The 21,476-nt window shown below is 74.3% G+C and carries 15 protein-coding genes; 11 read left to right on the forward strand and 4 right to left on the reverse strand.

All coding sequences use genetic code 11. From position 1 onward, the window contains the following. The first annotated feature begins 16 nt into the window (after positions 1-16). The 4 genes from ACIGW2_RS02835 (at position 17) to ACIGW2_RS02850 (ending at position 8,523) form a co-directional block, all read left to right on the forward strand. Positions 17-2,968 (forward strand): protein kinase, encoded by a 2,952-nt coding sequence (locus ACIGW2_RS02835; RefSeq protein WP_399840687.1) that lies wholly within the window; start codon positions 17-19, stop codon positions 2,966-2,968. 123 nt (positions 2,969-3,091) lie between these two features. Beyond that, the gene (locus tag ACIGW2_RS02840) at positions 3,092-4,846 is read left to right on the forward strand and encodes a serine/threonine-protein kinase (protein ID WP_399840689.1); all 1,755 of its coding nucleotides are present in this window, start codon (positions 3,092-3,094) and stop codon (positions 4,844-4,846) included. Between the two features lie 143 nt (positions 4,847-4,989). Then, on the forward strand, positions 4,990-6,642 hold the full coding sequence (locus ACIGW2_RS02845; protein ID WP_399840691.1) for a succinic semialdehyde dehydrogenase: 1,653 nt from the start codon (positions 4,990-4,992) through the stop codon (positions 6,640-6,642). Between the two features lie 60 nt (positions 6,643-6,702). Next, positions 6,703-8,523, forward strand: coding sequence for a GMC oxidoreductase (locus ACIGW2_RS02850; RefSeq protein ID WP_399840692.1), 1,821 nt, complete (start codon positions 6,703-6,705; stop codon positions 8,521-8,523). 811 nt (positions 8,524-9,334) lie between these two features. Here ACIGW2_RS02850 and ACIGW2_RS02855 read toward each other — a convergent pair. Then, positions 9,335-9,625, reverse strand: a complete 291-nt coding sequence (locus tag ACIGW2_RS02855) for a chorismate mutase (protein WP_356073967.1) — start codon at positions 9,623-9,625, stop codon at positions 9,335-9,337. A gap of 356 nt (positions 9,626-9,981) precedes the next feature. On the opposite strand from ACIGW2_RS02855, the gene guaA reads away from it, so the two are divergent. From guaA to ACIGW2_RS02875, 4 genes are all read left to right on the forward strand, one after another. Continuing rightward, positions 9,982-11,583: a glutamine-hydrolyzing GMP synthase gene (guaA, locus tag ACIGW2_RS02860; RefSeq protein WP_356073970.1), complete on the forward strand. Its 1,602-nt coding sequence runs from the start codon at positions 9,982-9,984 to the stop codon at positions 11,581-11,583. Positions 11,584-11,730: 147 nt separating this feature from the next. Continuing rightward, positions 11,731-12,531, forward strand: a complete 801-nt coding sequence (locus tag ACIGW2_RS02865; RefSeq protein ID WP_391653142.1) for a class II aldolase/adducin family protein — start codon at positions 11,731-11,733, stop codon at positions 12,529-12,531. Between the two features lie 137 nt (positions 12,532-12,668). Then, positions 12,669-13,910, forward strand: coding sequence for a hypothetical protein (locus ACIGW2_RS02870; RefSeq protein WP_391653141.1), 1,242 nt, complete (start codon positions 12,669-12,671; stop codon positions 13,908-13,910). A gap of 125 nt (positions 13,911-14,035) precedes the next feature. Continuing rightward, on the forward strand, positions 14,036-14,590 hold the full coding sequence (locus ACIGW2_RS02875) for a DoxX family protein (protein ID WP_391653140.1): 555 nt from the start codon (positions 14,036-14,038) through the stop codon (positions 14,588-14,590). Between the two features lie 156 nt (positions 14,591-14,746). Here ACIGW2_RS02875 and ACIGW2_RS02880 read toward each other — a convergent pair whose 3' ends face one another. Further along, a complete protein-coding gene (locus ACIGW2_RS02880; RefSeq protein ID WP_391653139.1) occupies positions 14,747-16,240 on the reverse strand; it encodes a PspC domain-containing protein in 1,494 nt (497 codons plus the stop codon). Between the two features lie 156 nt (positions 16,241-16,396). Between ACIGW2_RS02880 and ACIGW2_RS02885 the strand changes: the two genes are divergently transcribed. Beyond that, positions 16,397-17,665 (forward strand): PspC domain-containing protein, encoded by a 1,269-nt coding sequence (locus ACIGW2_RS02885; RefSeq protein ID WP_399840696.1) that lies wholly within the window; start codon positions 16,397-16,399, stop codon positions 17,663-17,665. Beyond that, positions 17,662-18,369: a response regulator transcription factor gene (locus tag ACIGW2_RS02890; RefSeq protein WP_361575384.1), complete on the forward strand. Its 708-nt coding sequence runs from the start codon at positions 17,662-17,664 to the stop codon at positions 18,367-18,369. The genes ACIGW2_RS02885 and ACIGW2_RS02890 overlap by 4 nt, the downstream gene beginning before the upstream one ends. 30 nt (positions 18,370-18,399) lie before the next feature. Here the strand turns inward: ACIGW2_RS02890 and ACIGW2_RS02895 are convergent, their stop codons facing one another. After that, positions 18,400-19,488, reverse strand: coding sequence for an NlpC/P60 family protein (locus tag ACIGW2_RS02895; RefSeq protein ID WP_391653137.1), 1,089 nt, complete (start codon positions 19,486-19,488; stop codon positions 18,400-18,402). 342 nt (positions 19,489-19,830) lie between these two features. Between ACIGW2_RS02895 and ACIGW2_RS02900 the strand changes: the two genes are divergently transcribed. Further along, on the forward strand, positions 19,831-20,184 hold the full coding sequence (locus ACIGW2_RS02900) for a hypothetical protein (RefSeq protein ID WP_391653136.1): 354 nt from the start codon (positions 19,831-19,833) through the stop codon (positions 20,182-20,184). Between the two features lie 12 nt (positions 20,185-20,196). Here the strand turns inward: ACIGW2_RS02900 and ACIGW2_RS02905 are convergent, their stop codons facing one another. Then, positions 20,197-21,381 (reverse strand): NlpC/P60 family protein, encoded by a 1,185-nt coding sequence (locus ACIGW2_RS02905; protein ID WP_391653135.1) that lies wholly within the window; start codon positions 21,379-21,381, stop codon positions 20,197-20,199. Positions 21,382-21,476: the final 95 nt, after the last annotated feature.

Below are 21,476 nucleotides of genomic sequence, written 5' to 3' on the forward strand. Positions count from 1 at the left end.
CGCGTGGGGAGGCGTCGTGGACGACTACGCCGGAAGGGTGCTGGCGGACCGCTATCGCCTGCCCCTGCCACCGCCGGACGCGTACGAGCCCGCCGAGACCCGTGCCTTCGACACCTACAGCGGGCAGGAAGTGCGCATCCGTCAGGTGCCGCTGCCCGAGGTCGTCGACGCCGAACTCCTCGACGACCAGCCCTGGGCGGACCCCGGCCGGGCCACCCGCCGCCCCGCCGACCCGACCGTCCGGCGCGCCGTCGAGGCGGCCCAGGCCGCCGCCCGGATCCCCGACCACCCGCGCCTCGACCAGGTCTTCGACGTGTTCGCCGAGGCCGGTTCGCTGTGGATAGTGAGCGAGTTCGTCGCCGCCACCCCGCTCTCCGAACTCCTCGCCGAGGGACCGCTCGGCCCCTACCGCGCCGCCGAGATCGGCGCCGACCTGCTCACCGCCCTGCGCGCCCTGCACGCCCACGGCTGGACCCATCGCAACGTCACCGCGCGCACCGTCCTGGTCTGCGACGACGGCCGGGTCGTCCTCACCGGCCTCGCCGCCGGCGCCGCCGAGGAGGCCCTCTGCGGCTACGCCCCGGTGCCGGACGAGGCCGAGCCGGAGGCCTTCCCGGTCTACCCGGAGCCGTACGCGGACCACGCCGACACGGCGCTTCCCGACCCGGACGGCACGGACGGCCCCGAGGTGTACGAGACGGAGCCGTACGAGGCGGAGGCGTACGAGACGACGGAGGCGTACGAGACGGAGACGTACGGGCCCGAGGCGTACGAAGCCGACTCCCACGAGCCCGCGTCGTACGCGACCGAGGCCTACGAGGAGTACGAGGAGACCGGGGGCAGCGTCCTGCCCCCGGCCCGGCGGCCGGACGAGGCCCACGCCGGCGAGCCCTACCCCGACGAGACCTATCTCGCCGGCACCGCGCCCGACGAGGCCTACCTCGACCCGCCGGTCCCCACGGATTCCCAGGACCCCGACGACGAGGACCCCCAGGCCGAGGGCCCGGTCGGTCCCGGTCCGGCCGGCGCCCCCGGCTACGGCCCGCACGGCGGCACCCCGTACGGCACCGGGCGCACCGCCCGGCCCGAGCTGCCCGCTGCCTCCGTCGTGCCCGCGCCCGCCGTGCCGCCCGCGAGCGACCTGCGCCAGGCGCGGGCCGGGGCCATCGCCGCGTACCGCGCGGGAGCCCGCGCCGCCGCCCGGACCGGCGAGAACGCCGCACTCCCGGCCCAGCGCCCCGCCGAGCCTGCCGGACCGGCCGAGCCCCCGCCGTCCGGGCCGCCCGCGCCGCAGTGGTGGACCCGGCTCGGCGAGGACGACGACGATGACGGGGACGACGAGGAGACGGGCGGCACCTACGGGAGCACGCCGCCGCCCCGCGCGTATCTGAAGGGCAACTGGACCGACGGTCCGCACGCCTCCCGCGACGGCGGGGGCCCCGTCCCCGCCGGGGGAACCGGTGGCGGGCCGGCGCTGCCCGCGCTCCCCGCCGGGTACCGGGCGGCCACGCCCGAGCCCGTCGCCGTGCCCGCCGGGGCGCCGGAGCCGGGGCCCGCGGCCGACGCGTACCGCGGCCCGGTCACCCGGCTCGCCGCCGAGCGGGCCCGGCAGACCCGGATGGCCGTGGTCGGCGCCGTCACCGAGCGCTGGGCGCCCGAGCAGGCGGGCCCGGTCCACGAGCACTGGCGGCTCGCCCCGCCCATCGGCCCCGCCACCGACCTGTGGGCGCTGGGCGCCCTGCTCTACCGGGCCGTCCAGGGCCACGCCCCGTACCCCGAGGACAGCGCCGCCGAGCTGGTCCAGCTCGTGTGCGCCGAGCCGCCCGCCTTCGCCGAGGAATGCGGCCCGCTGCGGCCTGTCGTCGAGTCGCTGCTGCGCCAGGACCCCACCGAGCGGCCGGACGTCGAGGAGTTGAGCGGCTGGCTGCGCTCCCTGGTGCGTTCGGCCCCCGAGCCGGAGGCCGGCCTCGGCGTCGTCCCGCTGCCCCCGACCGGCGCCCCCCGGCTGCCGATCATCCGCCGCCGCGGCGAGCTGGTGCGCCGCCGGCGCGGCGGGACGGTGGGCGGGCGGCACCGCCACCGGCAGGCCAAGGGGCGCGCCGGGCGCGAAGCGGCGTACGAGAGCAGCCCGGCGTACGCCCCGCACCCTCCGTACGAGGAGACGGCGCACGCCGACCACGCGGTGCACGAGGAGATCCCCCAGCGCGCCGCCCGGGCCCCGCGCGACCCAGGGCGCCCCTCCGGCTCCCCGCGCGCCCTCGGCCGGACGCTGCTGCTCCTGATCCTGCTGCTGCTCGCCGGTGCCGTGGCCTACGCGGTGTGGTTCCTGCCCGGGGCGGGGGAGTCCGAGAAGGGTTCGGGCCGGCCCCCGGCGGCCTCCGGCGCCCCTTCGGGTCCCTCAGAGCCGTCCACCGGCACCGGCGCGCGACCCAGCGGCGGCGCCACCACCGCGCCCGCCCCGACGAAACCGGCCACCCGCACCCCGCCCGCCGTCGACCCCTCCGCGCCCTCCCTGCTCGCCGGTTACGAGCTGCGGAAGGACCCCGAGGGCTTCCAGGTCGGCGTGCCGCGCGGCTGGCGCCGCAGCCCGGTCAACGACGCCGGACAAGTGCGCTTCGGCAACGGGGACTTCACGCTGATCGTGGTGCCCGGCCGGGACTCCGTCGCGGCCAACGGCGCCGATCCGCTGGCGTACCAGCGGACCAGGGAGCGGGAGCTCCAGCCCTGGCGGGACTCGTCCTGGTCCAGCGCCGCCAATCTGCGCCGGGTCGACATCGGCCGCCAGTCCATGGCGGTCGGCCAGTTCACCTGGCAGGACAGCACCGGGCGCGAGGTGTTCGTGCGCAACCTCGCGCTGATCGAGGGCGGGAGCTATCACATCGTGCAGGTCATCGGCCCGGAGAACGAGCGGGACAAGGTCTCCGAGATCTACGACCAGGCGGTGAAGGCCTATCGCGCGACCCGCTGAGCGCGGTCGCCGCATGGCTTGAAACCGCCGCTGGTCACAGCTTGTTCCCAAAGCCAGCCCCGAGGTTCCGCGCGCCGTCCTCCCCTCCGTAATCTTGTGTCCGAAGCGACCAAGCGGGGGCACGTGGAACACTCTGAGAGCGCCGGCACCGGGCTGTTGCTGGCCGGGCGCTACCGGCTGGCCGAGTCCATCGGACGCGGCGGCATGGGCAAGGTCTGGCGCGCCCACGACGAGGTGCTGCACCGGGTCGTGGCCGTCAAGGAGTTGACGGCGGGCCGGTTCGTGGCCGAGGCCGACCGGCTGGTCCTGCACGCCCGCACCCAGAAGGAGGCCAGGGCGGCCGCCCGGATCACCCACCCGGGCGTCGTCACCGTGCACGACGTCCTGGAGCACGACGACCGCCCGTGGATCGTCATGCAGTACGTGGACGGCCCCTCGCTCGCCGACGCGACGAAGGAGTCCGGGCCGATCGTGCCGCGCGAGGCGGCCCGGATCGGTCTGCACGTCCTCGGCGCGCTGCGCGCCGCGCACGCCGCCGGGGTGCTGCACCGCGACGTGAAGCCGGGCAACGTGCTGCTCGCGCGCGACGGCCGGGTGCTCATCACCGACTTCGGCATCGCCGCCATCGAGGGCGACTCCTCGATCACCCGCACCGGCGAACTCGTGGGCTCCATCGACTACCTGGCGCCCGAGCGGGTGCGCGGCGGCGACCCGGGACCGGCCTCCGACCTGTGGTCGTTGGGCGCCACCCTGTACGCGGCGGTCGAGGGCAACTCGCCCTTCCGGCGCGGCTCGCCGATCAGCACCATGCAGGCCGTGGTGACGGAGGAGGCGCCGTTCCCGGAGCGGGCCGGCGCGCTCGCCCCGGTGATCGTCGCGCTGCTCCGCAAGGACCCCGCCGAGCGTCCGCGGGCCGACGAGGCCGAGCGGATGCTGCTCGACGCCATGGAGGGCCGCGCGCCGCAGTCCGCGCAGGCGTACGTGCCGACCCAGCGGATGGGGGCCGAGGAGCTCGCCGCGGCGGCGCCCGCGACGACGACCGCGCTGCCCGCCCCGTACGAGGAGCGCTCCGTCCCGTACGAGGAGCGCTCCGCCCCTGCCCCCGGCCACGCGGGCCCCGCCGGGTCCCCGGCGGCCGTCCCGGCGCCGCACCCCGCCCCGGCCGTCGTGCCGCCCGGCGCGACCGTCCCCGGCGGCGTGCCGGGGGTTGCCGGCCGCCCGGCCTCCGACGGAGGCCGCGGGCGCTGGCGCACCGCCGTGCTCGCCGCCACCCTCGCGAGCCTGCTCGCGGGCGGCGCCGTCTTCTTCGCCATGACGCGGCTCGGCGACAAGGGCGACCCGACCGGGCGGCACGCCACGCAGGACCCGACCGGGAACGCCTCGAAGGACCCCTTTGGCGACCCGACGGCGGGCAGCGTCCCGGCCGGCTGGCACCGGGTCCGCGACCCGAAGGGCTTCAGCCTGGTCGTCCCGGACGGCTGGAAGCGACAGACCGACGGCGACCAGGTCGACTACACCCCGGACAACGGCAAGCACCGCATCCGGATCAGCATCGACCCGTCGCCGGACTTCGAGAACCCCTACATGCACGTGCTCGACCTGGAGAAGACGCTCAAGAAGCGCCTCGACTACCAGCGCATCCGGCTGAACCAGAACACCTACCGCGACCAGGTCAAGTCGGCCCGGTGGGAGTTCAGCTGGACCGAGCGGCAGGAGTTCCCCGGCCCGCGGCACGCGATCGACCAGATCTACTACGGGGACGACGGCACCGAGTACGCCCTCTACATGGCCTCGCCGGAGGAGAGCTGGGAGACCACCCGGGAGCAGTTCGACGTCGTCACCCAGCACTGGCGGGCGCCGGGCGAGCAATCGGGCTGAGCGGACCGAAAATCGTCCGTCAGACCGAACAAGCCGCTGATCAGGGCTTATGTGCCAGCAATCGCTGGCGCGATGTGCGCAGTCGGTGAAAACGCGTTACCGACGGGTACCCAAAGCCCGGAATGCCGCCTACTCTCCCCCTCATGACGGAGACGCAGGCACCCAGCAGCACGGCCGCGGCCACCCCGGCCCAGGCGACCCCGGCGGTCCACGGCACCAACCCGGTCGCCCCGGCGCCGGCCGGCGCGCGCACCGCCGCCGACGTGGTCACGCCCGAACTGGTCGCCCGGCTCGTCCGCGGGGTCGCGGGATCCGGCCGCACCGCCAACCACACCCCCTTCACCGGGGCCAAGCTGGCCGACCTGCCCGAGGCGAGCCCCGAGGACGTCGCCGAGGCCTTCCGCCGGGCCCGGGCCGCCCAGTCCGCCTGGGCCGCGACCCCGGTCAAGGCCCGCGCCGCCGTCCTGCTGCGCTTCCACGACCTGATCCTCCAGCGCCAGTCCGAGGTCCTCGACCTCATCCAGCTGGAGACCGGCAAGGCCCGGCTGCACGCCCACGAGGAGATCCAGGCGGTGGCCGTCGCCGCCCGCCACTACGGCCGCAAGGCCCCCTCGTACCTGCGCCCCAAGCACCACACCGGCGTGGTGCCCACCCTCACCAAGGTCACCGAGCTGCGCCAGCCGCGCGGGGTCGTCGGCCAGATCGCGCCCTGGAACTACCCCCTGGAGCTGTCGGTCGGCGACGCCCTGCCCGCCTTCGTCTCCGGCAACGCCGTGGTCATGAAGCCGGACACCGAGACCGCGCTCACCGCCTTGTGGGCCCGTGACCTGCTGATCGAGGCCGGTCTCCCGGCCGAGGTCTTCCAGGTCGTGCTCGGCGAGGGCCCGGTCGTCGGCCCCGAGGTCGTCCGGCACGCCGACTACGTCTCCTTCACGGGCTCCACCCGCACCGGCCGCGAGGTCGCCCAGGGCGCCGCCGCCCGCCTGGTCGGCGTCAGCCTGGAGCTCGGCGGCAAGAACGCGATGCTCGTCCTCAAGGACGCCGACGTCGAGAAGGCGGCCGCCGGCGCCGTCCGCGCCTGCTTCTCCTCGGCCGGCCAGCTGTGCATCTCCATCGAGCGCCTGTACGTCCACGAGTCGATCGCCGACGACTTCGTCGCCCGCTTCGCCGCCCGCACCAAGGCCATGCGGCTCGGCACCTCCCTCGCGTACGGCGCAGAGATGGGCTCCCTCGTCGGCGAGCGGCAGCTGGAGACCGTCACCCGGCACGTCGAGGAGGCCGTCGCCAAGGGCGCCACCGTCGTCGCCGGCGGCGTCGCCCGGCCCGACATCGGCCCGTACTTCTTCGAGCCGACCATCCTCGACGGCGTCGACGCGCCGATGGCCGTCTGCGCCGAGGAGACCTTCGGCCCGGTCGTCTCGATCTACCGCTTCCGCGACGAGGACGAGGTGATCGAGCTCGCCAACGCCACCCCGTACGGCCTCAACTCCTCCGTCTGGACCACCGACTCCCGCCGCGGCCACGCGGTGGCGGCCCGGCTGCGCACCGGCACCGTCAACATCAACGAGGGCTACGCGCCGGCGTACGGCAGCGTGCAGTCCCCGATGGGCGGCATGAAGGACTCCGGCCTCGGCCGGCGGCACGGCTCCGAGGGCATCCTCAAGTACACCGAGGCCCAGACGGTGGCCCAGCAGCGGCTGCTCCCGCTCGCGCCGTCCTTCGGGATGGACGACGAGAAGTACGCGGCCTTCATGAGCACCTCCCTGAAGGTCATGAAGGCCCTGCGCCTGCGCTGAGGCCGGGCCCGGCACCGACTCCGTCCCCGTTTCGCCGTCCCCTTTCGCACGAGGAGAGCCATGACCGCGGTACCCCCTGCCCGGAACCAGGATCGGGATCCCGACGATGCGCGCGATGCGTACGACTACGACGTCGTGGTCGTCGGCTCCGGCTTCGGCGGCTCGGTCACCGCCCTCCGGCTCACCGAGAAGGGCTACCGCGTCGGCGTCCTGGAGGCCGGCCGCCGCTACACCCGCGAGAGCCTGCCGAAGAACTCCTGGGACCTGAAGAACTTCCTCTGGGCCCCCGCCCTCGGCCTCTACGGCATCCAGCGCATCCACCTGCTCGGCAACGTCATGGTGCTCGCGGGCGCCGGCGTCGGCGGCGGCTCGCTCAACTACGCCAACACCCTCTACGAGCCGCTCGCGCCGTTCTTCGACGACCCGCAGTGGAAGGACATCACCGACTGGCGCGAGGAGCTCGCCCCGTACTACGACCAGGCCAAGCGGATGCTCGGCGTCCGGCTCAACCCGACGATGACGCCGTCCGACGTGCACCTCAAGGCCACCGCCCAGGCCATGGGCATCGGCGACACCTTCCACATGGCCCCCGTCGGCGTCTTCTTCGGCGACGGCTCCGACGCGGACGGCACCGCCAAGGCGCGGCCCGGCGGCGAGGTCGCCGACCCGTACTTCGGCGGCGCGGGCCCCGCCCGCAAGGCCTGCACCGAGTGCGGCGAGTGCATGACCGGCTGCCGGCACGGCGCCAAGAACACCCTCAACGAGAACTACCTCTACCTCGCCGAGAAGGCCGGCGCGGTCGTCCACCCCATGACCACCGTCGTCGCGCTCACCGAGGACTCCCGAGGCGGCTACGCGGTCCGGACGCTGCCCACCGACAACCGCAAGAAGGGCGCGGGCCGCACCTTCACCGCCCGCCACGTGGTCGTCGCGGCCGGCACCTACGGCACCCAGACCCTGCTGCACCGGATGAAGGACACCGGGCTGCTCCCGCACATCTCCGGCCGGCTCGGCGAACTCACCCGCACCAACTCCGAGGCCCTCGTCGGCTCGCAGACCACCGACCGCCGCTACCGCAAGCGGCACGGCAAGGAGCGCGCCGACTTCACCCGGGGCGTCGCGATCACCTCGTCCATCCACCCCGACGAGAACACCCACATCGAGCCGGTCCGCTACGGCAAGGGCTCCAACTCCATGGGCGGCCTCACCGTCCTCCAGGTGCCCTACGGGGCGCACCGGGTCCGCAGATGGTTCCTGGAGGTGCTCAAGCACCCGGCGCTCGCGGTGCGCTCGCTGTCCAACCGCCGCTGGTCGGAGCGCACCATCATCGGCCTGGTCATGCAGTCCCTGGACAACTCGCTGACCACCTACCGCAAGCCCGGCGGCCTCGGCAAGGGACTGCTCACCGCCCGCCAGGGCCACGGTGCGCCCAATCCGACCCAGATCGAGGCCGCGACCCGGGCCGCCACCCTGATGGCCGAGGAGATCAACGGCTTCGCCGGCTCCAACATCGGCGAGCTGATGGGCACCCCGCTCACCGCCCACTTCCTGGGCGGCTGCCCGATCGGCGCGGACGCCGAGTCCGGCGTCATCGACCCGTACCACCGGCTCTACGGCCACCCGGGCATCTCGGTGGTCGACGGCGCGGCCGTCTCCGCCAACCTGGGCGTCAACCCCTCGCTGACGATCACGGCGCAGGCCGAGCGGGCCATGTCCTTCTGGCCCAACAAGGGCGAGGCCGACCCGAGGCCGCGACAGGGCGAGGCGTACGTGCGCGTGGCGGCGGTCGAGCCCAAGGCGCCGGCCGTCCCGGCCGAGGCCTTCGGCGCGCTGAAGCTCCCGTTCCTGGGCATCCCGGCGGTCCCGCCGAAGGAGAGCTGACCGGAAGCAGATCGGAGCCCGACCGGAGTCCGAGCGAAAGCCGGCCGACGGTCCGAGCGGAAGCCGACCCGAAGCCGGCCGGTGTCCCCGGGGATTCCGGAAAAGTGAAAGGGCGCTGCACCCCCCTCCGAGTGCAGCGCCCTTTCAGCTTTTGTGTGGTGCTGCATAGATGACCGGTGACCTGGGGGATTGGTTGTAGCCACCGGACGGGTTCTTCGTGTGACACGCGTCACGTGGATCGGGGGCGCGGCGGGCCGGACAGCGCAGGGGCCCCGCGGCGCGATTCCGGTCGCGCACGCGGGGCCCCTGGAACGGCACCGGCGTCAGGGCTGCGGCGGTGCCCGGGACACGGCGCCGGGGGGTGGAGCGCCGTGGTGGTGTCGGGTGTGGGGGAGACGTGGTGTGGGGAGACGGGACGGGGTGTCGGATCGGGTTCGGCCGGTTGCGGCCGGCCCCGGGCGTCCCCGGGACCGACCGCCCTTTCTGGGTGACCGGGCTGCTGTCCCCTGCCGTCCGGTCACGCGCGCTGGAGCGAGGTCCCACGACGCACCAGAGGTACGTCACACGCTCCAGCGAAGCCACGCGTGGTCTTTTTCGGGCCCGCCCCTGGCTGGCACGGACACCACGCCCAACGAAGCGGCGCCGGGCACGGTCACGCGCCGTACGGGTGAGAGCGGCACCGAACTCGGGTGCGGAGGCGCACCCCCGCGGCCCGGGGCCCGGGGTTCCGGGCTCGCCGGGTTCCCGGGTTCGCTGGGTTCCCCGGTCCCTTCGGCTCCTGGGGCTCCTTCGGCTCCTTCGGCTCCTGGGCTCAGATCCGGCCGCGGCACAGCTCCAGCATCGTCATGGCGAGCGCCGTGCCCGGCTTGCCCAGGGCGTCGCGGTAGTGGCCGAGCACCTCCATCTCGCGGGCGAGGTTCACCCGGCGGCCGCCGGAGGAGATCCGGGCCTCCTGGATGACGGCCGAGACGGCCATCCGTTCCTGGATCAGGCCGATGATCCGGTCGTCCAGCGCGTCGATGCGCTCGCGGGCGTCGCCGATCAGGGTCGCGGCCTCGTCGGTGCGGGCGCCGGTGCGCTCGGTGACGGTCTGGGTGCTCATGGCGGGTCTCCTCGTGGTGTCGGATGCGGAGCCCCGGGGCGGCACGGCCCGGAAACGGCGAGGCGCCCCGGGCCTTGTCGGCCCGGGGCGCCTCGGAAGTCGCTTGTCAGTTGCTCAAGCAGCACGACCATGGCAGCCGGTGGGCCGGTTGCCATAGGTAAAGACGAAGGTCGTGAGCTTGCGCATGGCGACAGTATGGACCCGGCCCGGTCATCGGGGGCAAGTCGGGCCCGGATCGTGAGACGAAGGCCACCCCGCCTCGGATGGTGAGACGAAATCCGGCCGCGCCGCGCCGGTAGAATCGACAAATAGCCCCCCTTCGGGGGAACCCCTCCTACCGCCGGAAGGCCGCCGTAGTGTCATCAGCGCCCCCCGCTGCCGCGCCCGACGTCACCAACCCGGACGTAGTCCTCGTTGTCGACTTCGGCGCCCAGTACGCCCAGCTCATCGCCCGTCGCGTCCGAGAGGCGCGGGTCTACAGCGAGATCGTCCCGTCCACCATGCCGGTGGCCGAGATGCTGGCCAAGAACCCGAAGGCGATCATCCTTTCCGGCGGTCCGTCCTCCGTGTACGCCGAGGGCGCCCCGCGCCTGGACCGCGAGATCTTCGAGGCCGGAGTCCCCGTCTTCGGCATGTGCTACGGCTTCCAGCTGATGGCCACCACGCTCGGCGGCACCGTCGACAACACCGGTGCCCGTGAGTACGGCCGCACGCCGCTGCACGTCACCAAGGCCGGCTCGACCCTCTTCGAGGGCACCCCGGTCGAGCAGTCCGTGTGGATGTCGCACGGCGACGCCTGCTCCGCCGCCCCCGAGGGCTTCACCGTCACCGCGTCCACCGACGTCGTGCCGGTCGCCGCCTTCGAGAACGACGAGAAGAAGCTGTACGGCGTCCAGTACCACCCCGAGGTGCTGCACTCCACGCACGGACAGCAGATCCTGGAGCACTTCCTCTACCGCGGCGCCGGCATCGAGCCCACCTGGACCACCGGCAACGTCATCGAGGAGCAGGTCGCGGCCATCCGCGCCCAGGTCGGCACCAAGCGCGCCATCTGCGGCCTGTCCGGCGGCGTCGACTCCGCCGTGGCCGCCGCGCTCGTGCAGAAGGCCATCGGCTCGCAGCTCACCTGCGTCTACGTCGACCACGGCCTGATGCGCAAGGGCGAGACCGAGCAGGTCGAGAAGGACTTCGTGGCCGCCACCGGCGTCCAGCTGAAGGTCGTCGACGCCCAGGAGCGCTTCCTCACCGCCCTCGCCGGCGTCTCCGACCCGGAGACCAAGCGCAAGATCATCGGCCGCGAGTTCATCCGCGTCTTCGAGCAGGCGCAGGCCGAGATCATCGCCGAGGGCGCCGCCGACGGCGAGGAGGTCGCCTTCCTCGTCCAGGGCACCCTGTACCCGGACATCGTCGAGTCCGGCGGCGGCACCGGCACCGCCAACATCAAGTCCCACCACAACGTGGGCGGCCTCCCCGAGGACCTGGAGTTCGAGCTCGTCGAGCCGCTGCGCCAGCTCTTCAAGGACGAGGTCCGCATGGTCGGCCAGGAGCTCGGCCTGCCGGAGGAGATCGTCCAGCGCCAGCCGTTCCCCGGCCCCGGCCTCGGCATCCGCATCGTCGGCGAGGTCACCAAGGAGCGCCTGGACCTGCTGCGCGAGGCCGACGCCATCGCCCGCGAGGAGCTGACCGCCGCCGGTCTCGACCGCGAGATCTGGCAGTGCCCGGTCGTGCTGCTCGCCGACGTGCGCTCCGTCGGCGTCCAGGGCGACGGCCGCACCTACGGTCACCCGATCGTGCTGCGCCCGGTGTCCTCCGAGGACGCCATGACCGCCGACTGGTCGCGCCTGCCCTACGAGGTGCTCGCCCGCATCTCGACCCGGATCACCAACGAGGTCGCCGACGTCAACCGCGTCGTCCTCGACGTGACCAGCAAGCCGCCGGGCACCATCGAGTGGGAGTGACCCCTCCCGTTCCCGAGCGAAGCCGCCGCCCCCGTCCCGCACGGGGGACGGCGGCTTCGCCGTTCCGCGGCCCGGTTCACGGGCCGTTCCCCGGCTCTTGCGCACGGACTCTGGTGGGTTGACCTTCCGGGCGTTACCTTCCCGCGCATGACCGAGATACCGGTGCCCGCTCCGGCCCCCGTTCCCGTCGACCGGCTCCACTTCGCCATGCCGCCCGTCCACGCGACGGCCGGCGAGGAGCGCGCGCACCGCAAGCAGCGGCTGGCCGCCGCGCTGCGGACCTTCGGACACCTCGGCTACGAGGAGGGCGTCTCCGGGCACATCACCGCCCGCGACCCCGAGCACCCCGACTGCTACTGGGTGAACCCCTTCGGCGCCCCCTTCGCCGACCTCACCGCGAGTGACCTGATCCTGGTCAACGGCGACGGGCAGGTCGTGTACGGCGCCCACCACGTCAACCAGGCCGCCTTCACCGTGCACGCCGAGGTGCACCGGGCCCGGCCCGACGTCGTCGCGGTCGCCCACACCCACTCCCCGCACGGCCGTGCACTCGCCGCCCTCGGCGAACTCCTCGACCCGATCACCCAGGAGTCCTGCGCCTTCTACCAGGACCACGCCCTCTACGACGCCTACACCGGCGTCACCGTCGACCCCGAGGAGGGCCGCCGGATCGCCGTCGCGCTCGGCACCCTCAAGGGCATCGTGCTGCGCAACCACGGCCTGCTCACCGTCGGCTCCTCGGTGGACGCGGCGGCCTGGTGGTTCATCGCCATGGAACGCTGCGCCCAGGTCCAGCTGACCGCCCGCGCCGCCGGCAAGCCGGTCCTCATCGACCACCGCGACGCCGTCGCCACCCGCGAGCAACTGGGCAACGACCTGGTGGCCTGGATCAACTACCAGCCGCTGTGGCGGCGGATCAGCCGCGCGGAGCCCGAACTCCTGTCGTAGGACACTCCTTTCCGTCAATGTGATGACTCTTCAATCACTCCCGCGCGAAGGGTGCCGGGCCGCGTGAACGGGCAGCGGGTGCGGCACAATTCCCAGGAATCAACAGCCAGTTGACCGACCGGGAAGGGGGCGGCGCCGTGGCGGTGCAGGAGGCGAGACAGGACGGGGCGTGCCTCGCGGAGGGCGGCGGCTGCCCGCACTGCGAGGACTCCGGTCACCGGCGGGCGGTGGCCGCCTTCCTCGCCCGGCGCGACGAGCTCGCCACCGGCCACGGCGTGCCCGCCGCCCTCGCCCACTCACCGGTCGCCTCCCGCCAGTGGGTCTCCGACGAACTCGCCCAGTCGGCCCGTACGGTCGCGGCCCACGGCCCCGCCGCGAGCCCCGCCCGGTCCGCCCGGGTCCACCGCGGCACCCTCGTCGCCGTGTGGGGCGCCGTCCTCGCCCTGCTGCTCGGACAGGCGCTCACCGCGCTCGGCACCGGCTGGACCGCCCCGCGCACCGCCACCCTCGGCGCCGCCGCACTGCTCGCCGCCGGCCTCACCGCGGCGGCCCGGCTCCACCGCGACCGGGGCGGTGTCCTCGCCCCGCTGATCGGCGAGGACAACCGGCTCTCCACCTCCCGCACCGTCGCCGCCTGCTGGCTCCTCCTCTCCGTCCTCGTCCTGCTCCAGCTCGCCCTGCTGCTCGCCGCCGGCACCCCCGCCGTGGACCTGGGCCTGCGCCGCGGCGCCGGACTACTCGCCGTGCTCGCCCTCACCGGCTGGACCGTGGTGACCTCCCGGCTCGTGGTCTCCCTCCGGGTCGCCGCCCGCCGCCTCCAGAAGGTCCGCGCCGACCGGCCCCGGCCCGCCGACCTGCTGTGCGACGACGACGGCCGGGCCGACCTCGCCGACGTGCAGTACGTCCTCGTCTCCACCTCCGTCCTCGCCGTCACCGCCGTCCGCCTCTGCCAGGCCCCCACCCGGCTGCCCGACCTCCCCTGGGCCCTGGTGCTCCTCCTCGCCGTCTCCGTGACCTGCTACCTGGCCGCCAAGTGCGCCCAGGGCGGCCGGCCGAAGATCTTCTCCGTGGTCCGCTCCCGCGAGGCGGGCGACCTCGACGCCCCGATCCGCACCGGGGACGACATCGAGATCCGCGGCAGCGGCTTCGTCCCGGCCGGCGCCGCCGCCCCCGAGCCGCTCACCCGCCTGGTCGTCCGGATCGGCCCCGTCCACGCCCACGTCCCGCTGGTCCCCGTCCCCGGCGGCTTCGCCAACCCGACCGACACCGTCCTCACCGTCCCCCTCCCGGCCGACGTGGAGCCGGGCCGGGTCGAGGTCTCGGTGGTCACCGCGGCCGGCGTCGAGACCAACCGGGTCACCATCGACGTCCTCGACTGACCCCCGCCGGCCACTCCCCGGACCCCGGCCGTGGCCCCGGCCGGCCCCGGGAATGCCCCCGCGCGGGGAAAGCGGCGAGAATCGTTCCCTGAACACAGGTGCGGGGCGGAGAGGTGGCCGGAGACATGGCGGGACGGACGGACCGAACGAACGAGGGCCCGGATTCCGGCGACCGGTCCGGAGGCTCCGCCCTCCTCACCGGCACGGGCGGCACCACCGGCTGGAGGACGCTCGCCACCCGCTACGCCCTCGTCCCCCTGCGGATCTTCCTCGGCATCACCTTCCTCTACGCCGGGCTCGACAAGCTGACCGATCCCTCCTTCCTCGCCGAGACCGGCCCCGAGTCCATCGGCGAGGTCATGCGGGGCGTCCGGGACACCTCCGCCCTGCCCGCCCTCGTCGACCTGGCCCTCAAGAGCCCCGTCGGCTTCGGCTATGCCATCGCCCTCGGCGAGCTCGCCGTCGGCATCGGCACCCTCTTCGGGCTCTTCGCCCGGGTCGCGGCCCTCGGCGGGGCGCTGATCTCGCTGAGCCTGTGGCTGACCGTCAGCTGGCAGGTGAACCCCTACTACCTCGGCAACGACCTCGCCTACCTCATGTCCTGGCTGCCCCTGCTGCTCGCCGGCGCCCCGGTGCTCTCGCTCGACGCGCTCCTCGCCGACCGCCGGCGTATGCGATAGGCCGTCCAGGACGTGAGGGCCGCGAGCCCGAGGCCCCCGCACAGCACCGGGATCACCACGTACCAGCCGACGGACCAGGAGTCCGTGGCGTCCCCCAGGAACAGCGCGGCGAGCGCGAGCGCCGCCAGCCCCAGGACCAGCCGCCCCGGCCGGAACTCATGAAGCAGCACGGGTGACCTCCACCTGTCCGAGGGCGACCTCCAGGAAGAGGTCGATCGTGCCGCCCGGGGCCACCCCCGGCGGCGGGACGAGGGTCCGGGTCTCGTCCAGGTCCGGCGCGATGTCGATGTCGTCCGCCGACGGCCGGGCCGCCTCGGCCGGTGCCGTCGGCGCGACCGGCGGCACCGGCGCCGGTATCGCGCTCGGCGACACCGACGGCCGCCCGGAGCCCGCCGGGGCCGACGGGGCGACGGGCGCGACCGGCGCGGCCGGGCGGCTCGGCTGGTCCGGCGGCAGCCGCAGATCGCCCAGGCCCACCTGGGCGCGCAGCGTCACCGTCGCGTTCCGCGGCACGATCACCTTCAGCTTGCCCGCGCCGACCTCCACCCGCGTCGACACCTTCGCCCCCGCCGGGACCGCGAGCCGTGACAGGTCGAGCGTGCCCACCCCGGTGCCCAGCTCGTACTGCGGCTGCACCCCGGCGACCGCGGCCGGGCGCCAGGTCTCCCGGGCCCACACGGTCGAGATCTCCTTCGGCAGCGCCGAGGCCACCGCGAGCAGACCGGCCGTCAGCACCATCAGGCACAGCGTCCCGAAGCCGGTGCGGCCGAGGAAGCTGCTGACCAGCAGCCCGAGGCCGATCACCCCGAGCGCCGCCGCCAGACCGATCTGCAGACTGGTGCCGAGCGGATGGCCCTCCCACGACAGACCGGTGCCCAGGCCGCCGGCCATCAGCGCCAGCAGGAACACCAGGCCGCCGATCGACAGCTGCTCGCCCTCGGCACGGGCCGAGGCCACCGGCCGGCCCGGCAGCGGTGTGCCCCACTGCCCGCCGGGCGTCGGCACCTCGCCGTTGACCTTGCCGTCCTTGTCGACGATCCCGTGCGGCCCCCAGAGATAACCGATGGCGACCTTGCCGGTCGACCCGTCCTTGACGATGGGGTCCCGCCACCAGGACGGGAACTCCACCAGCGGCGGTGCCTTCGTCTCCGGCGGCGCCTCGGCGACCGCGAGCGCGGCGGCCGGGTCTATCCGCCCGCCCTCCTCGGCGGTCGCGGCGACCGCGGGCCGCCGCTGCGACCACACCGCGGCCCCGCTCACCGCGAGCGAGAGGATCAGGGCGAAGGCCAGCGTCCCCCCGTTCCGCAGCATCGACAGGAAGACGCCGCAGCCCACGAGGGCCATCAGCACCGCGGTCAGCGAGGAGCCCGACACCCGGCCGGTCAGCAGTCGGCGGCCCTCGCTCTCCTCTTCTCCCGCGAGCGGGAGAAGCAGCCACGCGAAGCCGTAGAAGATCAGTCCGACCCCGCCGGTCACCGCGAGCACGCCCAGCGCGACGCGGAAGATCACCGGGTCCAGGTCGAAGTGCCGGCCGAGACCGCCGCACACGCCGGCCACGACCTTCTGCCCGCGCGACCGCCGCAACGGCGGCGCGGGCGGGGCCTCCGCCGGCGGCGGGGCCTCGTGGTGCGAAGGCATCGAACTCGTCATGCGTCCATGGTGACCGCCCGTGACCTTTGGCGGCACCGGGACCGACCCTGCCTTGACCCTGATCTTCCCGGCGGCCCGCACCCCGAGACGGTTCCGGGGCCGATATCCGGGCCGACCCTGATGTCCGAGGGGCGCCGAACGTGTGACGATCGGTGCATGTCCGCAACCGCTCGTGTCACCGAACTCGACGAACCGCCCGTGCGCAAGCTCTACCGCAGCGCCGACGGCCGGTGGCTCGGTGGTGTCGCGCGCGGTCTCGCCGGGCACCTCGGCCTGCCGGTGATCTGGGTGCGCGCGTTCTTCGTGGCCCTCATGCTCGCCGACGGCCTCGGCGCACTGCTCTACGCGGTGTTCTGGATCGTCGTCCCGCTCGGCGTCGGCGGGCGCTCCGCGCCCCGCCCGATGTTCGAGACCACCCCGGACGGCCGCAAACGGCTCCGCAAGCCCGACCGCGGCCAGGTCTTCGCGCTGATGGCGCTCGCCCTCGGCATCTCCGCCTTCGTCGGCAACCTCGACGTGGACCGGCAGGCCGGCCGCTACATCTGGCCCTCCCTGCTGATCGGCGTCGGCGTCGTCCTCGTCTGGCGGCAGGCCGACAACGCCCGCCGAGCCAGCTGGACCGATCCCGGCCGGCGCCGCCGGGCCTTCCAGCTCGCGCGCGGCCTCGTCGGCGTCGGCCTGGTCGGCACCGGCCTCGCCGTCTTCGTGGTGGTCCGCGGCTCCGCCGCCCAGCTCGGCACCGCCCTGACCGCCGCCGTCGCCGTGCTGACCGGCATAGCCCTGCTCGCCGGCCCCTGGCTGGTGCGCATGTCGCAGGACCTCAGCGAGGAGCGCACCCTGCGCATCCGCGCCCAGGAGCGGGCCGAGGTCGCCGCCCACGTCCACGACTCGGTGCTGCACACCCTCACCCTGATCCAGCGCAACGCCGAGGACCCGGGCGAGGTACGCCGGCTCGCCCGCGCCCAGGAGCGGGAGCTGCGGAACTGGCTGTACAAGCCGGAGGGCACCGGCAAGGACAAGGACGAGGGGCCCACGACCCTCGCCGAGGCGGTCAAGCGCGCGGCGGCCGAGGTGGAGGACAAGCACGGCGTGCCGCTGGAGGTCGTGGTCGTCGGCGACTGCCCGCTCGACGAGAAACTGGGCGCGCAGATGCAGGCCGCGCGCGAGGCGATGGTCAACGCCGCCAAGTACGGTGGCGAGGGCGGAGCGGTGCAGGTCTACGCGGAGGTGGAGGGCCGGACGGTCTTCGTCTCCGTGCGGGACCGCGGCCCCGGGTTCGACCTGGACGCGGTGCCGGACGACCGGATGGGCGTACGAGAATCGATCATCGGCCGGATGCAGCGCAACGGCGGATCGGCACGGCTGAGATCCGTGCCGGGCGGGGGCACCGAAGTGGAGCTGGAGATGGAGAGGGCGGACGGATGAGCGACGACGAGACCGTGACCGGGAACGGGGCGGCGGACGCGGGGCGCCGGGTGCGGGTCGTGCTCGTCGACGACCACCGGATGTTCCGCACCGGAGTGCAGGCCGAGATCGGCCGCACCGACGTGACGGGCGTCGAGGTGGTCGGCGAGGCCGCCGACGTCGACCAGGCGGTCACCGTGATCACCGCCACCCGTCCGGAGGTCGTCCTGCTCGACGTGCACCTGCCGGGCGGCGGCGGGGTCGAGGTGCTGCGCCGCTGCGCCGGCCTGATGGCGGCGGCCGAGGACCCGGTGCGCTTCCTCGCCCTGTCGGTGTCCGACGCGGCCGAGGACGTCATCGGGGTGATCCGGGGCGGCGCCCGCGGCTATGTCACCAAGACGATCACCGGCACCGACCTGGTCGACTCGATCTTCCGGGTGCAGGAGGGCGACGCGGTGTTCTCGCCGCGCCTCGCGGGATTCGTCCTGGACGCCTTCGCGTCGACCGACGCCCCGCCGGTGGACGAGGACCTCGACCGGCTCACCCAGCGGGAGCGCGAGGTGCTGCGTCTGATCGCCCGCGGCTATGCCTACAAGGAGATCGCCAAGCAGCTGTTCATCTCGGTGAAGACGGTCGAGTCCCACGTCTCGGCGGTGCTGCGCAAGCTCCAGCTGTCCAACCGCCACGAGCTGACCCGCTGGGCCACCGCCCGCCGGCTGGTCTGACCCGGCGGCGGGCGCCGGGCCGGGCCGGGATCAGCCCACGCGGGTCGCGCCGGCGAAGGGCATCTCGTCGATCGGGGCGATCCGCACCGGGGCGCCAGGGCGCGGGGCGTGGATCATCTGGCCGCCGCCGATGTAGAGGCCGACATGGCTGATGCCGGAGTAGAAGAACACCAGGTCGCCGGGGGCGAGCTCGGAGCGGGAGACCCGGCGGCCGGCGTTGATCTGGGTGTAGGTGGTGCGCGGCAGCGACACCCCGGCCGCCCGCCAGGCGGCCTGGGTCAGGCCCGAGCAATCGTAGGCGGACGGCCCGGTCGCGCCCCACACGTAGGGCTTGCCGAGCTGCGCCCGGGCGAAGGCGATCGCCTCCGCGGCACGGCCGGTCGGGGCGGTGATCGGTCCGCGCACGGTGCCCGCCCGGTCGGCGCGGTCCGCGGCGGCCGGGCCGGCGGAGGAGGCGCCCGCCGCGTCGTGGCTGCCGGCGGCGACGGCGGCCTCGTAGCGGGCGCGTTCCTCGGCGGTGAGCCGGGCGAGCAGGGTCCGGGCGGCGTCCAGCTTGCTCTGCACGGCCGCCTTCTGCCGCCGCAGCTCGGCCTCGTGGGCCTTCAGGTCCTTCAGCCGGTCCTCGGACCGGGCCCGCAGCTGGCGGACGGCGGTGAGCTCGCGCCGTACGGCCGTGATGGCGGCGGCCTGCCGGTCCCCGGCCTTCTCGGCGAGCGCGGCCCGCTCCAGGTACTGGTCCGGGTCGGAGGTCAGCGCGAGCTGGATCGCCGGGTCGAGCCCGCCGGAGCGGTACTGGGCGGCGGCGACGGCGCCGAGGGCGTCGCGGGAGCGGTTGAGCCGCTCGGTGCGGCGGGCGGCCTCGTCGCGCAGCCGGTCGAAGGCGGTCCGTGCCGCGTCGGCCTGCTCCTTGGCGCCGTTGTACTTCTCGGTCGCGGCCTCCGCCTCCTCGTAGAGCCGGTCGACCTCGGCCTTGACCTGGGCGGGGGTGGGGCGGGGGGCGGCCTGCCCGGAGCCCTCGAAGAGGGTCGCGCCGGCCGCCGAGGCCAGGGCCAGGGTGGCGGCGGTGCGGACGGCCGGGCCGCCGAACGGGGACTGCCGGGGCTTGCGGTGTGCTGCCACGAGGGCGGGTCACATCCTTTCCCTGTGGGGGACGCTGCCCGCCGGGGCCGGCGGCGGCCCGCACAGGGGAACGCGCCGCCGCCGGTTTTCTCGGCGGGGGCGGCCGGCAGCCGCCGGGTGCGGCGGTGGTGGGGAGCCGGCCACCTGGGGGAGGACGCTAAACCTGGCGCCGGCCCGAGGGCCCGGCGTTGACCGCTATTGGCGCGGGATGACGTTTCGGGACCGTTCCCGTCCGCCGGGGGTGATGCTCGGACGGCCCTTCCGGCAGCCCCCTGACCGATGCGCGGGACAAGGTGGACCCGCCCCGGAGCCGCTGCTAAGGCCCCGGTTAGGCTCCGCCCCATGGACGTCCTCATTCATGTCTTCGTCGCCCTGCACATCATCGGAATCGGCGCGCTGCTCGGCGGATTCCTCACCCAGATGAAGGCGATGGGCGCCGGCACGGCCCGCTTCACCCCGGCCATGCTGCACGGCGCGCTGACCATGCTCGTCACCGGCATCGCCCTGGTCGGCATACACCAGGCCGAGGACCACACGGTCAACAACATCAAGATCGGCGTGAAGCTCGCCATCCTGGTCGTCATCCTCGGCCTGGTCTACGTCAAGCGCGACGAGGAGAAGGTCGACAAGGTCCTCTTCGGCGCGGTCGGCGGCCTGACCATGGCGAACATCTTCATCGCCACCCTCTGGGTCTGACCCCGCTCGCGCTCAGGCCGGGCGCACGCTGCCGTAGATCGGCATGTAGTAGATCGACTCCTCGCGCACGTAGGCGCCCGGCTTCGGGGCGTGGATCATCTTGCCGTCGCCGATGTAGATGCCGACGTGGCTGATGTCGTCGTAGAAGAAGACGAGGTCGCCGGGGAGCAGGTCGGCGGTGGCGACCCGGGTGCCGACCTCCACCTGGTCCCAGGTGGTCCGGGGCAGGTCGACGCCGGCCGCGCGCCAGGCGGCCTGGGTGAGGCCGGAGCAGTCGTACGACTCGGGCCCGGTCGCGCCCCACACGTACGGCTTGCCGATCTGGGCCCGGGCGAAGGCCAGCGCCTCGGCGGCCTTGGCGGCGTACGTGGATCCGCCGGTCGACGGCGTCGTGGGCGTCGGCTCCGGGGCCGGGGTCGGGGTGGGAGTGGCCTCCTTGCGCGCCGCCTCCTCGGCCGCCGCCCGCGCGGCCGCCTCCGCACGGGCTTTGTCCTCGGCCTTGCGGCGCGCCTCGGCCTCCCGCCGGCGCTCCAGTTCCGCGAGCCGCGCCTTCTCCTCCGCGGTCAGCCTCGCGAGCAGCGTGCGCGCCTCGGCGAGCTTGCCCTGCACGGTCTGCTTGGTGCGCCGCAGCTTGTTCTGCGAGGCGGTGAGGGCGGCCAGGCTCCGGGTGGCCTCCTGCCGCTGCTTCGCGGCGGCGGCGCGCTGGGACTCGTACGTCCGGACGGCCTGGTGCTGCTGCTGCGACAGGCGGTCCATCAGGTGGGTCTGGTCGAAATAGTCCTGCGGGCTGTCCGCGAAGATCAGGGTGGCGGTCGGGCCCACCGCCCCGCCCCGGTACTGGGCCGCCGCGTACGCGCCGAGCTCGCGCCGCGAGGTGTTGATCTCCTCGGTGCGCCGGGCCACGTCGTCGAGCAGCCGGCCCAGCTCGCGCCGCTGCCGGTCGGTGGCCTCCTTGGCGCGGTCGTACTCCTGGGTGGCCACGCCGGCCTCCCGGTACAGCCGGTCGACCTTCTCCCGGACCTCCTCGACCGTGGGCTTCGGCGCGGGCGCCGCCGGAGCGGCGGGCGCCGCGGGCGCGGCCTGGGCGCTCTGCCCGGACAGCAGGGTCACCGAGGCGAGCGCGGCCGTCGTGACGCCGACGGCGGGGGAGTGGGGACGGGTGGTGCGCGGCTTGCGATGGGTCGCCAAGGCCGGCATCTCCTTCCGTGGACGCCGGCCCGCGACGGCCCGAGTGGCGTGGGGGAGGGCCGGGTACGGCGTGGGCCGCCCGCTCGGCGTGGTTCGCCGACGGT

It is taken from the genome of Streptomyces sp. NPDC053541 (assembly GCF_044544705.1).
Lineage (GTDB): Bacteria > Actinomycetota > Actinomycetes > Streptomycetales > Streptomycetaceae > Streptomyces.

Bases quoted from the DNA above. Each gene is read 5' to 3' on its own strand.
- ACIGW2_RS02845 (WP_399840691.1), top strand. From the start codon at position 4,990: ATGACGGAGACGCAGGCACCCAGCAGCACGGCCGCGGCCACCCCGGCC.
- ACIGW2_RS02850 (WP_399840692.1), top strand. From the start codon at position 6,703: ATGACCGCGGTACCCCCTGCCCGGAACCAGGATCGGGATCCCGACGAT.
- ACIGW2_RS02855 (WP_356073967.1), bottom strand. From the start codon at position 9,625: ATGAGCACCCAGACCGTCACCGAGCGCACCGGCGCCCGCACCGACGAG.
- ACIGW2_RS02865 (WP_391653142.1), top strand. From the start codon at position 11,731: ATGACCGAGATACCGGTGCCCGCTCCGGCCCCCGTTCCCGTCGACCGG.
- ACIGW2_RS02875 (WP_391653140.1), top strand. From the start codon at position 14,036: ATGGCGGGACGGACGGACCGAACGAACGAGGGCCCGGATTCCGGCGAC.
- ACIGW2_RS02880 (WP_391653139.1), bottom strand. From the start codon at position 16,240: ATGACGAGTTCGATGCCTTCGCACCACGAGGCCCCGCCGCCGGCGGAG.
- ACIGW2_RS02885 (WP_399840696.1), top strand. From the start codon at position 16,397: ATGTCCGCAACCGCTCGTGTCACCGAACTCGACGAACCGCCCGTGCGC.
- ACIGW2_RS02890 (WP_361575384.1), top strand. From the start codon at position 17,662: ATGAGCGACGACGAGACCGTGACCGGGAACGGGGCGGCGGACGCGGGG.
- ACIGW2_RS02900 (WP_391653136.1), top strand. From the start codon at position 19,831: ATGGACGTCCTCATTCATGTCTTCGTCGCCCTGCACATCATCGGAATC.
- ACIGW2_RS02905 (WP_391653135.1), bottom strand. From the start codon at position 21,381: ATGCCGGCCTTGGCGACCCATCGCAAGCCGCGCACCACCCGTCCCCAC.